General features: G+C 67.9%; 16 protein-coding genes. 6 read left to right on the forward strand and 10 right to left on the reverse strand.

All coding sequences use genetic code 11. The features are described 5' to 3' along the window. Positions 1-173 precede the first annotated feature (173 nt). From lpdA to ACP690_RS15680, 4 genes are read right to left on the reverse strand one after another with little or no spacing between them, the layout of a single operon-like run. Positions 174-1,568, reverse strand: coding sequence for a dihydrolipoyl dehydrogenase (lpdA, locus tag ACP690_RS15665; protein ID WP_426261596.1), 1,395 nt, complete (start codon positions 1,566-1,568; stop codon positions 174-176). 47 nt (positions 1,569-1,615) lie between these two features. Next, a complete protein-coding gene (locus ACP690_RS15670; protein ID WP_063685853.1) occupies positions 1,616-2,002 on the reverse strand; it encodes an acyl-CoA thioesterase in 387 nt (128 codons plus the stop codon). After that, complete coding sequence (locus ACP690_RS15675) at positions 1,999-2,232, reverse strand: hypothetical protein (RefSeq protein ID WP_426261597.1); 234 nt, start codon at positions 2,230-2,232, stop codon at positions 1,999-2,001. Before ACP690_RS15675 ends, ACP690_RS15670 begins: the two co-directional genes overlap by 4 nt. A 16-nt stretch (positions 2,233-2,248) precedes the next feature. Beyond that, positions 2,249-3,589: a pyruvate dehydrogenase complex dihydrolipoamide acetyltransferase gene (locus tag ACP690_RS15680; RefSeq protein ID WP_426261598.1), complete on the reverse strand. Its 1,341-nt coding sequence runs from the start codon at positions 3,587-3,589 to the stop codon at positions 2,249-2,251. 110 nt (positions 3,590-3,699) lie between these two features. Between ACP690_RS15680 and ACP690_RS15685 the strand changes: the two genes are divergently transcribed. From ACP690_RS15685 to ACP690_RS15695, 3 genes are all read left to right on the forward strand, one after another. Further along, complete coding sequence (locus ACP690_RS15685; RefSeq protein WP_426261599.1) at positions 3,700-4,155, forward strand: universal stress protein; 456 nt, start codon at positions 3,700-3,702, stop codon at positions 4,153-4,155. Between the two features lie 75 nt (positions 4,156-4,230). Next, positions 4,231-4,380, forward strand: coding sequence for a hypothetical protein (locus ACP690_RS15690; RefSeq protein ID WP_426261633.1), 150 nt, complete (start codon positions 4,231-4,233; stop codon positions 4,378-4,380). A gap of 96 nt (positions 4,381-4,476) precedes the next feature. Next, positions 4,477-5,781, forward strand: coding sequence for a M28 family metallopeptidase (locus tag ACP690_RS15695; protein ID WP_426261600.1), 1,305 nt, complete (start codon positions 4,477-4,479; stop codon positions 5,779-5,781). A gap of 15 nt (positions 5,782-5,796) precedes the next feature. Here the strand turns inward: ACP690_RS15695 and ACP690_RS15700 are convergent, their stop codons facing one another. From ACP690_RS15700 to ACP690_RS15715, 4 genes are all read right to left on the reverse strand, one after another. After that, entirely contained in the window at positions 5,797-6,648 is an 852-nt protein-coding gene (locus ACP690_RS15700; RefSeq protein ID WP_244055987.1) for a D-alanyl-D-alanine carboxypeptidase family protein, read from the reverse strand. A 14-nt stretch (positions 6,649-6,662) separates the two neighbouring features. After that, positions 6,663-6,995: a hypothetical protein gene (locus ACP690_RS15705; protein ID WP_426261601.1), complete on the reverse strand. Its 333-nt coding sequence runs from the start codon at positions 6,993-6,995 to the stop codon at positions 6,663-6,665. Between the two features lie 15 nt (positions 6,996-7,010). Continuing rightward, positions 7,011-8,465 carry a L,D-transpeptidase family protein gene (locus ACP690_RS15710; protein WP_426261602.1) on the reverse strand — a complete coding sequence of 485 codons (1,455 nt, stop codon included), beginning with the start codon at positions 8,463-8,465 and terminating at the stop codon, positions 7,011-7,013. A 267-nt stretch (positions 8,466-8,732) separates the two neighbouring features. Next, positions 8,733-10,226: a replicative DNA helicase gene (locus ACP690_RS15715; protein WP_017979619.1), complete on the reverse strand. Its 1,494-nt coding sequence runs from the start codon at positions 10,224-10,226 to the stop codon at positions 8,733-8,735. Between the two features lie 74 nt (positions 10,227-10,300). On the opposite strand from ACP690_RS15715, the gene ACP690_RS15720 reads away from it, so the two are divergent. From ACP690_RS15720 to ACP690_RS15730, 3 genes are read left to right on the forward strand one after another with little or no spacing between them, the layout of a single operon-like run. Next, the gene (locus ACP690_RS15720) at positions 10,301-10,783 is read left to right on the forward strand and encodes a UPF0262 family protein (protein ID WP_017979620.1); all 483 of its coding nucleotides are present in this window, start codon (positions 10,301-10,303) and stop codon (positions 10,781-10,783) included. An 11-nt stretch (positions 10,784-10,794) separates the two neighbouring features. Then, positions 10,795-11,460, forward strand: a complete 666-nt coding sequence (locus tag ACP690_RS15725; protein WP_426289878.1) for a GH25 family lysozyme — start codon at positions 10,795-10,797, stop codon at positions 11,458-11,460. After that, a complete protein-coding gene (locus ACP690_RS15730; protein WP_063685871.1) occupies positions 11,457-11,909 on the forward strand; it encodes a cytidine deaminase in 453 nt (150 codons plus the stop codon). Before ACP690_RS15725 ends, ACP690_RS15730 begins: the two co-directional genes overlap by 4 nt. Before the next feature lie 54 nt (positions 11,910-11,963). Here ACP690_RS15730 and ACP690_RS15735 read toward each other — a convergent pair whose 3' ends face one another. After that, positions 11,964-13,196, reverse strand: a complete 1,233-nt coding sequence (locus ACP690_RS15735) for an RcnB family protein (RefSeq protein ID WP_426261604.1) — start codon at positions 13,194-13,196, stop codon at positions 11,964-11,966. Between the two features lie 111 nt (positions 13,197-13,307). Continuing rightward, a complete protein-coding gene (locus ACP690_RS15740; RefSeq protein WP_426261605.1) occupies positions 13,308-13,790 on the reverse strand; it encodes a GAF domain-containing protein in 483 nt (160 codons plus the stop codon). Positions 13,791-13,814 lie beyond the last annotated feature (24 nt).

Genomic DNA, 13,814 nt, shown 5'->3' on the forward strand with positions numbered 1-13,814 from the left:
TTATGAACGTCCAGACCAACGTATTTCACTGCCTCCGTCATGACTCGTCTCCGCTGCTGACAAATCCATCATCAGCATCTCAGATTCGAGCCTCCAAGGCTCCGGCAGTCATGGGGTCTCTGGATTGCTTCGCGTGCGCTCGCAATGACGGGAAATCTCGGCGTCTTACCGCCCTAGAAGTGCAGCGCGCGGCCGTAGGCGCTGAGCGTGCTTTCGTGCATCATTTCGCTCAGCGTGGGGTGCGCGAACACCGTTTCCATCAGTTCGTGCTCGGTCGTTTCCAGCTGGCGCGCGATGACATAGCCCTGGATCAGCTCGGTCACTTCCGCGCCGACCATGTGCGCACCCAGCAGCTCGCCGGTCTTGGCGTCGAACACCGTCTTGATGAAGCCTTCCGCCTCGCCCAGCGCGATCGCCTTGCCGTTGCCGATGAAGGGGAACTTGCCGACCTTCACGTCATGGCCCGCATCCTTGGCCTTCGCCTCGGTCAGGCCGACGCTGGCGACCTGCGGGCGGCTGTAGGTGCAGCCGGGGATGTTCCACGTCTCGAACGGATGCGGGTTCTGGCCGGCGATCTTCTCGACGCAGACGATGCCTTCGTGGCTCGCCTTGTGCGCCAGCCAGGGCGCGCCGGTGACGTCGCCGATCGCGTAGATGCCCTCGACGTTGGTGCGGCCGTAGCCGTCGACCTTGATGTGACCGCGCTCCGTCTCGACGCCCAGCGCCTCCAGCCCGATATTCTCGGTGTTCGGCACGATACCGATCGCGACGATCGCATGGCTGAATTCAGTGCTGGTGACCTTGCCGTCCGCGCCCTTGATCGCAGCGGTGACGCCGTTCGCGCCCGGCTCCAGCTTTTCGAGGCCCGACTTGGTGAGGATCTTGATCCCCTGCTTGGTCAGCGCCTTGGTCATGAATTCGCTGACTTCGGCATCCTCGACCGGCAGGATGCGGTCGAGCATTTCGACGATCGTCACGTCGGCGCCCATGTCGTTGTAGAAGCTGGCGAACTCGACGCCGATCGCGCCCGATCCGATGACCAGCAGCTTGGTCGGCATCACGTCGGGCACCATCGCATGGCGGTACGTCCAGATGCGCTTGCCGTCGGCCTTGGCGAACGGCAAGTCGCGCGCGCGGGCGCCGGTGGCGACCATGATGTGCTTGGCTTCCAGCTCGACGGTCTTGTCGCCCTGTTTGACCGACAGCTTGCCCTTGCCGGTCAGCGTGCCGAAGCCCTCGACCACCGTGACCTTGTTCTTCTTCATCAGGCCTTTGACGCCGGCATTGAGCTGCCCCGCCACCTTGCGGCTGCGATCGACGATCTTGCCAAGGTCGAAGCCGACATTGTCCGCCTTCAGCCCATAGGCATCGGCGTGGGTCATGTAATGATAGACCTCCGACGTGCGCAGCAGCGCCTTGGTCGGGATGCAGCCCCAGTTGAGGCAGATGCCGCCGAGCCGCTCACGCTCGACGATCGCGACCTTCATGCCGAGTTGGCTGGCACGGATCGCCGAGACATAGCCGCCGGGGCCGGAGCCGAGGACGATGAGATCGTAGGTGTCAGCCATGGTCGTTCCCTGGGGAAAGGAGTTTGGAGAGAGAAGAGATCAGAGTATCAGGCCGGCAACGGCGCGACGCGCCGGGGCTGGCGGTTGGTGTCGGTGGCGACGAAGACGAAGCGGGCCTGCGTCACCTTGCACGCGTCGTTGGCGTGCCGGGCGCGGCGCCAGGCCTCGACCTCGATCGTCATCGACGTGTTGCCGACCGCGACGAGGCGGGCATAGACCGACACCTCGTCGCCGACGAGCACCGGTGCGTGGAACTTCATCGCGTCGCAGGCGATCGTCACCGCCCGGCCGCCGGCATGGCGCGAGGCGACAGAGCCTGCGGCCAAGTCCATCTGTCCCATCAGCCAGCCACCGAAGATGTCGCCATAGGGATTGGCGTCGGCAGGCATTGCGGTGACGCGGATCGTCGGCGATCCGTCCGGCAGGCCGCTCATGCGCTCGCCCGATCGGCGGCGCGGGCACGGCGCAGCGGGCCGATGCCCATCAGCACCGTCGCGACCATCGCGGCGGCCCCGCACCACCAGATCACCTCACGGCCCAGCGGATAGGACCAGGCGGCGGCCCAGGTCATCGCCACGGCCGCGATCAGGCCCGCCACGATGGAGATCACCTCCATCGCCGCGCGCGAGATCGGCAGGCGGGACAGGAAAGCCAGACGCGTCATCGCAGGCGTTTCCCGGTCAGGCGAGCATGCCGAGCGGACGCTCGACCAGATCCTTGAACACCTTCATCAGCTCGGCGCCATCGGCCCCGTCAATCGCACGGTGATCGAAGCTGCCGGTCGCCGACATGACGGTCGCAACCGCCAGTTCGCCGTTGACGATATACGGGCGCTTCTCGCCCGCGCCGATCGCCATGATCATGCCCTGCGGCGGGTTGATGACCGCTTCGAACTGCTTGATGCCGAACATGCCCATGTTGCTGATCGACGCGGTGCCGCCCTGGAATTCCTCGGGCTTCAGCTTGTTGTCCTTGGCGCGCGCGGCGAGGTCCTTCACTTCCGTGGAGATCGCCGACAGGCTCTTGGTGTCCGCGCCGACGACGATCGGCGTGATCAGGCCCGACGGCGTCGACACCGCGACCGAAATGTCGGCGCGCTTGAAGCTGATCAGCTGATCGGGCGTGAACATCACGTTGCACTTGGGCACCGCGATCAGCGCCTGGGCCAGCGCCTTCACCAGCATGTCGTTGACCGACAGCTTGACGCCGCGGCTTTCCAGGCTGGCGTTCAGCTCGCCGCGCAGCTTCAGCAGCGCATCGAGCTGGATATCCACCGTCAGGTAGATATGCGGCACCGTCTGCTTCGATTCGGTCAGGCGGCGCGCAATCGTCTTGCGCATGTTGCTGAGCTTGGTCGCCTCGTGCGGGATATCCGGCACGGTGGCGGGCTTGGGCGCAGCGGCCGGCACCGGAGCGGCGGCGGTGGGGGCGGCGTCGGCCTTTGCGGCGGCAGGCGCAGCGCCGGGCTTGGCGCCCTCGACGTCCGCCTTCACGATGCGGCCGTTCGGCCCGGAACCGCTCAGGCCGGACAGGTCGATGCCCTTGTCCGCGGCGATACGGCGCGCGAGCGGGCTCGCCTTGACGCGACCGCCCTTGTCGGACGCGCCGGCATCGGCGGGACGGCCATGATCCTCCGCCTGCGTAACGGTGCGTTCGACGGGCTTCGCCTCGCTGCCGGTCTTGTTGGGATCGGCGGGGTTGGGCTTGGCCTCCGATTCCTTGGCGGCCGGCTGCGGCGTCTCGCTCTTCGTCGGGGCGGATACGGAGGCGGCGTCTTCGCCTTCTTCGGCCAGGATCGCGATCACCGCGCCGACCTTCACGCCGTCGGTGCCTTCGGCGATCAGGATCTTGGCGATCGTGCCTTCGTCGACCGCCTCGAATTCCATCGTCGCCTTGTCCGTCTCGATCTCGGCCATGATGTCACCGCTCTTGACGGTGTCGCCTTCCTTGACGAGCCATTTGGCCAGCGTACCCTCCTCCATCGTCGGCGACAGCGCGGGCATCTTGATCTCGATCGACATGCAGGTCCTCTTGCCTGGGGAGCGGATTGCTCCTTCGCGCCGCAAAGCCGGGGGGTCAACCCTTGCGCGCGCTTCATCCACGCGGCACGTAACGGAAAAGGGGAGCAGCCATGCGGATCTACCTGGTCGTGATCGACGATAGCCCGGAGGCGGAGATCGCGCTGCGCTTTGCCGCGCGCCGCGCCGTGAAGACCGGCGGCGGCGTCGAAATTCTCACGCTGATCCCGCCGCAGGAGTTCATCGCCTTCGGCGGCGTGCAGGCGACGATCGAGGACGAGGCGCTGCAACACGCCGAAGGACTCGTCACGGCAGCCGCGGGCACGCTGGTCGCCGAATCCGGCCTGAAGCCGGCGATCACCGTCCGCCAGGGCGACGGCCCGCGGATCATCCGCGAAATCATCGCCGCCAACCCCGATATCGCCGCGCTGGTGCTGGGCGCGGCGGCCGGCGGCGCACCGGGCAAGCTCGTCGCACATTTCACCGGCACCGACGCAGGCGCCCTGCCCGTACCGGTCATGATCATCCCCGGCTCACTGACCCGCGAGGCGATCGATCGCCTCAGCTGAACCCAATGAAAAAACAATGGAAATTTGCTTTTGAATAGCATAAAATAGGACATCTTGGAGACCAGCATGATACCTGTGGCGCGATACATCGACACGCTGGCGCTCTTGATCCAGGCGTTGCAGACGCTCGACGAACTCGGCGAAGGCATCGCCGCCGCGCATCTCAGCGGCGTGATCGACATGATCAGCCAGCGCGGCGACGCCCCCTCGCACCTGCACCACTGACGATTCGGACGGCGCACCGGCCAAGCCGCTGGTGTGCCGGATAAATCCGCGCCTTCCCTCTTGAGCCGACCCGCGCGGCGGTCCAAACCATCGGCCATGATCCTCGTGCCGCTCCTCGCCGCCGCCGCTGCGGCCGCCACGCCCCCCGCACCGCCCCCCGCACCGCCGATGCCCAGCGCCACCCGCCTGCGCGGCGACGTGACCGCGCTGGTCGGCTTCGGCACGCGCCACACGCTGTCATCCACCACCGACCCCAAGCGCGGCATCGGCGCCGCACGCAACTGGATGGCGGCGCAGCTGACCGCGATCGGCAAGAATTGCGGCGGCTGCATCCGGGTCGAGCGGATCAGCCGCCGTTTCACCGGTCCGCGCGCACCCAATGGCGTCGTGGTCGAGGATGTGCTGGGCATTCAGCCCGGCCGCGATCCCAATCGCGTCATCATCGTCGGCGGCCATATCGACAGCCGCGTTACCGACGTGATGGACGCGACACGCGACGCCCCCGGCGCCAACGACGATGCCTCGGGCGTTGCGCTGGTGCTGGAAACCGCGCGCCTGCTGTCGAAGCGGCAATTCGACGCGACGATCATCTACGTCGCCTTCTCGGCCGAGGAACAGGGGCTGTGGGGCGCCGAACTGCTCGCCGACACCGCGCAGCAGCGCGGATGGCAGGTCAGCGCGATGCTCAACAACGATATCGTCGGCAATTCGATCGGCCAGGGCGGCGTGAAGGACGCCGGCCGCGTCCGCGTCTTTTCCGAAGGCATTCGCGCCGCCGAGGACCTGCCCGGCCAGATGCGCCGCCGTGGCGATGGCGGCGAGGATGACGGCCCCAGCCGCGCGCTCGCCAAGGTGATCGACGGCATCGCCCGCCGCATCCCCGGCGGCCTCGACGTGGTGATCGACCGCCGCCCCGATCGCTTCGGCCGCGGTGGCGACCACGAACCGTTCCTGAAGCGCGGCTATCCCGCGGTCCGCTTCTCGGTCGGCGCGGAGAATTGGGACGCGCAGCATCAGGACCTGCGCACCGAAGCCGGCGTGACCTATGGCGACACGATCGACCGGATGGACTTCGCCTATCTGGCCAAGGTGACCGCGATCAACGCCGCGACGATCGCCCGCCTCGCCGCCGCTCCCGCTGCACCGGCCGCCGTGACGCTGTCGGGCGACTTGTCGCGCGACACGAAGGTCAGCTGGACGCCGGTGCCGGGCGCCGCGGGCTATCGTGTCCGCTGGCGCGCGAACGACACGCAGGACTGGAGCACCGCGCGCGACGTGCAGGGGGATCAGACGACGATCACGCAGGTGCCGGTCGACGACACCTTCTTCGCCGTCTCCGCGCTGGCGACGGACGGCAGCGAGAGCGTGCCGACCTTCGGGGGGCGTGCCGTCCGGCGCTGACCGGACGGCCGGCGATCAGCCCTTCGCGCCGCCCTTGCGCGCGTCGGCGATCTCCGCAAACCCCTGGTCGAGCAACCGCTCGACCCGCCGGTCGCGCGCCTGGATCGATCGTTCGCCGATCACCACTGCGATCAGCCGACGGCCGGCGCGCTTCGCCGATGCGGCCAACGCGAATCCGGCCTCGGCGGTATAGCCCGTCTTGATCCCGTCCGCGCCCTCGAACGCGCCGAGCAGATGGTTGTGATTCTGCACGCGCCGCCCGGCCCAGCTGAACGAGCGCGTCGAAAACACCGCATAGCGTTTGGGATGTTCGCGCAGCAGCGCCAGCGACAGTTTCGCCATGTCTTCGGCGGTGCTGAGGTTCGCGCCGGGCAGGCCGGTCGCGTTGGTGAAGGATGTGTCCGTCATGCCCAGCGCCCGGGCGCGTTCGGTCATCATCCGCGCGAACCGATCCTCTGTGCCGCCCACCGCCTCTGCCAGCGCCACCGCGACATCGTTGGCGGAGAGCACAGCAACCGCGCGAATCGCGTCCTCCACCCCCATGCGCGCGCCCGGCTTGAACCCGACGCGCGAGGGTCGCTGGCTGGCGGCATAGCGCGAGATGCGGATCGAACCGCTCGGATCGAGCTTGCCGTCGTCGATCGCATCGAACGTCAGCAACAGCGTCATCATCTTGGTCAGCGATGCCGGCCGCCGGACGATCCCGGCATTTTCCGCATACAGGATGCTGCCGTCGCGCGCGTCCATCACGATCTCGGACACCGGACGCGGCGCCGCCAGCGCCGGCACGCTGCCGCCGACGAGTCCCGTCAGGGCCAGCGCCACGCCCCAGCGATGAAGCGCGCGCCGGTTCGGCATCCGCGTCATGGCGCGACCGTCGCTTATTGCGGCGCCGCGTCGTTGCCCGCGGCGGCCGGCGCATCGTCGCGCGAGACGCGCGCCGTCATGCCCGTCGCGTCGGCATCCTCGATCATCTGCGCATCGGGCGCGACCGGCTTTTCGGGCGGCACGTCCGCGACATTGGCGATCGGCGTCGGCGTGGCGACCGGCTCAGCGGAGGGCAACGCCTCGGGCGTCGCATCCGCGGTCGGCATGGTCTCGACCACATTGTCTTCCCCAGCCGGCTGCTCCGGCTCGGGGCGCGAGCAGCCGGCCAGCACCAGCAGTCCTGCCGTCGCCAGCAGCGTCGTCGTCCGAATCGTGCGTCGTGTCATCTGCGTCGTTCCTCGTCAGCGGCTGGCCAGAACGGCGCGCGCCGAGCGCGCCTCGATCTTCGCGGCGAGTGCCGCATCCCAGCCATAGGGATCGTCCCGGAAGTTCATCTGCCCGTTGCCGCTGGCAAAGGCAGTCCAATAGAGCAGGTATACGGCCACCGGCTTGGGCAGCCGCGCGCGGACCGTCTCGCCCTTCTGGACCTGCGCGGCGATCGCCTCGGGCGTCCAGGTCGGATCGCCCTTCAGCAGCAGGTCGGCGAGCTGCTCCGGCTTTTCCAGCCGCACGCAGCCATGGCTGGCGAGCCGGCTGAAGCTCGCGAACTTCGCCCGCGACGGCGTGTCGTGCAGATAGACCGAGAAATTGTTGTCGAAGTCGAACTTGAAGCGGCCGAGCGCGCTCTGGTCGCCCGCCTGCTGCTGCAGCCTGGTGCCGTCGATCACCTTGAAGCCGTTGCGCTTCAGATAACCGGGGCTCTTCTTTTCCTTCGGCCACAGCTCTTTGGTCGCGATCGACGTCGGCACATTCCACGGCGGATTGATGACCACGCTGTGGATCATCGACGACAGCATCGGCGTCTCGTCGCCCGGCCGCCCCGTCACCGCTCGCATCGACAGCACGGGGGCATCGCCGTCGAACACCGTCATCACCGCGGCGGCGATATTCACCTGCACGCGATCCTTGGGCAGCTCCTGCGGCAACCAGCGCCAGCGTTCCATATTCGCCATGATCTGGCGTACGCGCGCGATCGCAGGCACGTTGAGTGCCGCCAGCGTCTGCCCGGCGACGGTGCCAGTGGGATTGAGGCCATAGCGGCGCTGCGCCCGGCGAACCGCCTCCAGCAACGCCGCGTCGAAGGTGTTGCCGCTGGTCGAGACGTCCTTGTCCTCGACCGCCAGGCGCTGGCGCAGCGCAATCACGCGCGCACCGCTCGACCCCAGTGTCAGGTCCTGGCCCGCCGCCAGCGTCGGCCAGCCGCCGGCCGCGACGATGGCGCGATAGCGGACGAGGCCCGCCTTCAGCCCGTCATAGCCGGCATAAGGTGGTGGTAGCGATGCGATCCACGCTGCGATTCGGTCGGTGCGCACGGCTTCGGCGAATCCCGGCAGCGGGTCATAGGCCGGTGGCCGCAGGCCCCAGTCGCGCTGGAAATCCTCTTCGGCGAGCCGCCCCGAATGCACGGCGCGCGCATGATCCAGCGCATCACGTACCAGCTGCTCGCGCGCCGCCGGGTCCTCGGGACGCGGGTTCAGGCTCAGCCCCTGGGCGATCGTGTCGGCGGGCAGCAGCGCCGCCAGCTGCGTCGCCTGCGCTTCGCTGATCTGCGGCAGCACCACCGGCGCCGCGGCACTGGCGGGCACCGGCACCTGCTGGATCGTGGGCTGTACGGTCGGGGGCGCCACCTGCGCCGCCGCGGGCAGTGCAGACAGGATGGTGGCCGCCATGGCAGCCGCCGCGATCGTTCGTCTCATGTCGTGTCCCTACGGGGTATGCGTCACCGGCGCTGTCGCACCGGCTACCTCGCTCTAGGCTGAACGCGATGCGCGTGGCCATGGCTTGGGCATGGTTTATTTTGCCGGCGGAGTTGGCGAACCACCCGCCCCACCCCTCCCGTCACCCCGGACTTGGTCCGGGGTCCACTCCGCGGCGAGGGGGACGGCTATAGCCTCTTGTCATCCCCTCGCGGCCCGGTGGACCCCGGACCAAGTCCGGGGTGACGAAGAAATGAGGAGCTTGCCTCAGTACCCCGCGTAATCGCTGAACTTCGTGATCGTCGGATCGAACTTCAGCACCACCTTGCCGGTCGCACCGTGACGCTGCTTGGCAACGATCATCTCGGCCAGGCCATAGACTCGCTCCATGTCGCTCGCCCATTTGGCGTGATCTTCGAACACCTTGGCTTCGTCGCCTTCCATGGGGCGCTTGGGCTCGCGCTGCGCGGTGTAATAATCCTCGCGGAACACGAACCACACCATGTCGGCGTCCTGCTCGATCGACCCCGATTCGCGAAGGTCGGACAGCATCGGCCGCTTGTCCTCGCGGCTTTCGACCGCGCGGCTCAGCTGCGACAGTGCCAGCACCGGTACGTTCATGTCCTTGGCTAGCGTCTTGAGCCCACGCGAAATCTCGGAGATTTCCTGCACGCGGTTTTCCTTGCCGCCCTTGCCGCCGCTGGTCAGCAGCTGGAGATAGTCGACCACGACCAGGCCGATCTGGTTGTTGTGCCGCCGTTGCAGGCGCCGCACGCGCGTGTGTAGCGCGCTGATCGACAGGCCGCCGGTATCGTCGATGAACAGCGGCAGCTTTTCGAGCTCGGCCGCGGCGGCGGCGAGCTGGCCGAACTCGGCCTTGCTGATCTTGCCCATGCGCAGCGATTCGGAACTGATCTGCGACTGTTCGGCCAGGATACGCGTCGCCAGCTGGTCGGCGCTCATTTCCAGGCTGAAGAACACGACCTTCGCACCGACCGATTCGCTGGGCGGGATGCCATCCTCCATGTCGCGCATCCAGCGCCGCGCCGCGTTGAACGCAATGTTGGTGGCGAGCGAGGTCTTGCCCATGCCGGGGCGTCCGGCGAGGATCATAAGGTCGGAATGGTGCATGCCGCCGATCTTGGCGTTGACCGAATCGAGGCCCGTGGTGACGCCCGACAGGTTGCCGCCGCTGTTCAGCGCACGCTCGGCCATCTTGACCGCCATCGTCGTCGCCTGCGCGAAGGTCTTGGTGGCATTCTCCGCGCCGCCATCGCCCGCGACCTTGTACAGCTCTTCCTCGGCCAGCTCGATCTGCGCGCGCGGATTGACCTCCTCGGACGTGTCCATCGCGCGTTCCACCAGCGTCCGGCCAACCTGCACCAGCGCGCGCAGCATCGCGAGGTCGTAGATCTGCGTCGCGAACTGGCGCGCACCGATCAGGCCTGCGCCCGATCCGGTCAGGCTGGCGAGATAGGACGGGCCGCCCAGCTCCTTCATCCCCTCGTCCGCTTCGAACATGGGCCTGAGCGTGACGGGGGTCGCCAGCATGTCGTTGACGCGCAAGGTCTTGATCGCGGCGAAGATGCGGCCGTGGACGGGTTCGTAGAAATGCGCGGGTTCCAGCCGGTCGATCAGGTCGTCGGCCAGCCGGTTGTCGATCATCATCGCGCCCAGCATCGCGGCTTCGGCTTCGACGTTACGGGGCAGCTGCAGGGGTTCGGCGGGGGCCGCCGGGGTCGGAAATGCTAGAGTCGCCATGGGAGACGCTCTTACCCGAAATTTCGCGCGACGACACGATTTGTCGGATCGCCTCAACCCGACTATCGGACCGTATGGCCGACCCGCGGATCATCGACATCACCCTGGACGAGCACAGCATCGGCTGGCGCTCGGCCGATGTCGAGCAGGAACGGCGGATCGCGATCTTCGACCTGTTGGAGGGCAATCACTTCGCCCCCCAGCGCCAGCACGCGGACGGCTATGCCGGCCCCTACAAGATCAAAATCGAATCGGCGGAGGGTCGCCTCGGCATCCACATCCATCGCGCCGACGATACGCATCTGGAGACGCTGGTGCTGGCGCTCGGCCGCTTCCGGCGCGCGATCAAGGACTATTTCGCGATCTGCGACAGCTATTACCAGGCGATCCGGGCATCGACGCCGCAGCAGATCGAGACGGTCGACATGGCCCGCCGCGCCATCCACAATGATGCCGCCACGTTGCTGCGCGAACGGCTGGAGGGAAAGATCGACGTCGATTTCGATACTGCACGCCGCCTGTTCACATTGATCTCCGTCCTGCACCTGCGCGGCTGATGGCGTACGGTATGTTGAAAGCGGTGGGGGCGATGGTCGTCGCCGGTGCGATCGGTATCGGTGGGTGGAGCTATGCGACGGCCTGGCATCCCAAGACCAGCCAATATCCGTTGCAGGGCATCGATCTGGACGAGCGCCCCGGACCGATCGAATGGGGCACGGTGCGTGCGCGCGGCGCCGACTTCGCCTATCTCGTCGCCACCTCTGGCGCCGATCGCCGCGATCCGGGGTTCGAGGCGAATTGGGCGGCGCTGCCCGATGCCGGGCTGCGCCGTGGCGCGATCCATCTGTATTCGCTCTGCCAGCCGGCGAAGGATCAGGCGAACGCGGTCAACGCCTTCGTGCCCCGCACCGCCGACGCGTTGCCGATGGCGGTCGATGTCAGCTTCCGCGGCGATTGCACCGCCCGGCCGGATCGCGACGCGCTGATCGCCGACCTGAAGACGTTCATTCATATGGTCGAGACGCACACCGCCAAGCCGGTGATGCTGCGGGTCAGCAAGCCCGTCGAATCGAACTATCAGCTCACCACCGCGATCGAGCGCCCGATCTGGGCGATGCGCACCTTCTTCGCCCCCACCTATCCGGCCCGCCCGTGGCAGATGTGGCGGGCGAGCGATGTGCGCCGCATCGACGGCATCGAAGGCCCCGTGAATTGGGACGTAGTCGCGCCATGACCGAAACCACCCCCGCCGATCTGATCGCCGCTGCACGCGAAGCGGCGACCCGCGCCCATGCGCCGTATTCGCGCTTTGCGGTCGGCGCGGCGCTGCTGATGACCGACGGCAGCCTCGTCACCGGCGCGAATGTCGAGAATGCGAGCTACGGCCTGTCGCTCTGCGCGGAGACGGTGGCGATCGCCACGGCCAGCGCGGCCGGGCGACTGCGCGAGGTCGTCGCGGTGGGCGTGATCGGCGGCGCGATGGACGCCGACGGCCGTGCGACGGGCACCGCCCCCGTCAGCCCGTGCGGCCGCTGCCGCCAGGTCCTCAACGAAGCCGCACAATTGGGCGGCCGCGACCTGCTCGTTCACTGCGGCGCGGCCGAGGGTGACGCGATCGCGACCTACCGTCTGTCGGAACTGCTGCCCGCCGCATTCGGACCGGCGGACCTGGGGATCGGGTAACCCTTTAAGAGAAAGCCGGCGCGATGCGGATCGCCGCATCGCGCCGTCCTTCGCTTACTGGCAGGCGCAGGTCGGCGCCGGGCGCCAGACACGCTTGGTCTTCGTATGCGCCGCGATCGGACGCCGCACGGCCCTGGCGCGGCGGGTGTAGGTTACCGCGTCTTCATAGGTTTCCGTCGTCGTGGTCGTGGTGACCACGGGCGCGGTCTGCACCACGACCGTCGTGGTCGTCGCGCCGGGGTAATAATAGCCGCCCTGGTAATAACCCGAGCCGCCCGCGCTGGTCGTCACCGTGGTGACACCATCAGCCGAGCGCCATGCGCGACCGTTATCGACATAACCGACCGGCGGGGGCGGGGCATAAGCGGGCGGCGGGGGTGGCGGCGGGGCATAGGCCTGCGGCGGCGGGGGCGGCGGATAATCCGGCGCGACCGGGATCGCATAGCCACGATCGTCGCGGCGATGGCGGCGGCCGCGGTCCTCCGCCTTGTCGATTGCATAGCCCGCTGCGGCCCCAACGCCCGCGCCGATCAGCGTGCCCCCCAGGCGATTGCCGCGCCCGGCGATCAGATTGCCCGCGACACCACCGACGACGGCGCCCGCCACGGCACCACCGACGCCATTGTCGCGGTGCTCATAGCCACGGGGATCGTAGCCGCTATCCGCATAGACGCGGTCGTCGCTGGCATAATAGTCGCTGTCATAGGCATCCCAATTGATGCCGGGCCGCGTGTCGTAGACCGCGCCGCGCCCGTCGACGAGCACCGCATCGTCGTAATAACGGACCCAATTATAGCCCGCCGTCGGCTGTGTCAGGCCATAGGTCTGCCAGTCGGTGATGTAGAAGCGGGGCGACACCCAATAGCTGGGCAGCGCATAGCCCCGATACGGCCGGCGATAGGCCCGCCAGCCGCCGGGCGCGTTCGCCCCGCCCCACCAGCGGCCATCTACCTTGCTGCCCCAGCGCGACCGGCCAAGCTGTACCCGCGGCGGCTGACCCGCCGGACCGTTCCACTGCGGCTGTGGCTGCGGAGGCACTGGGCGTACCGCGGGCGCCGGTCCGGGCTGCCCCGGATAGCCACCGCGCTGCCACGGCGCCGGCTGCCACGCACCACGCCCCTGGATCGCCGGAGCCGGTGCCATGCCGGCGCGCGGTGCCGGGAAGTTCGCCCCCGGTCCCTGCATCACCACGCGCTCCTGCGCGCTCGCACCGGTAGCGGTCAGCGCCAGAGTTGCGGTCGCGATCAGCACGCTGCGCATCGTCGTCTCCCTGTTGCCGAGGCGCATGCCTTCGCCCCGGATATTAACACGTTATTCACCTTGCGGCGTATCACGCGCCAAACGGAGTCGCCAGAGCGCGGGTTCCCTGCGCTGTTGGGTGGCCTGTCCCGATTCGGTTCAGGCGATCCGCGCGGCCAGCCGCGCGCACAGCGCCTCGCACCCTGCCGCGTCCTCCGCATCGAAGCGGGCGGGCTCGGGGCTGTCGAGGTCGAGTACGCCGATCAGCCGCCCCTCGTGGACGATCGGCACGACCAGTTCGGACCGGCTTGCCGCGTCGCAGGCGATATGGCCGGGAAAGGCATGGACATCCTCGACCAGCTGCGTCTCGCGCGTCGCCGCAGCGGTGCCGCACACGCCCTTACCCAACGGGATCCGGATACACGCCGCCTTGCCCTGGAACGGCCCCAGCACCAGCTCGCCCCCGACCATGCGGTAGAAGCCCGCCCAATTGAGGTCGGGCAGATACTGCCACACCAGCGCGGCGGCATTGGCCATGTTGGCGATGGCGTCGGGTTCGTCGACGGTCAGCGCGTCGAGCGCCCCCAACAGGTCGCGGTACAGATCGGCCTTCGAGCCGGCGGTGATATCGAACTGGTACATGGCCCGCGATGTAGGCAAGCGCCG

It is taken from the genome of Sphingomonas sp. DC4900 (genome assembly GCF_049896485.1).
Lineage (GTDB): Bacteria > Pseudomonadota > Alphaproteobacteria > Sphingomonadales > Sphingomonadaceae > Sphingomonas > Sphingomonas aquatilis.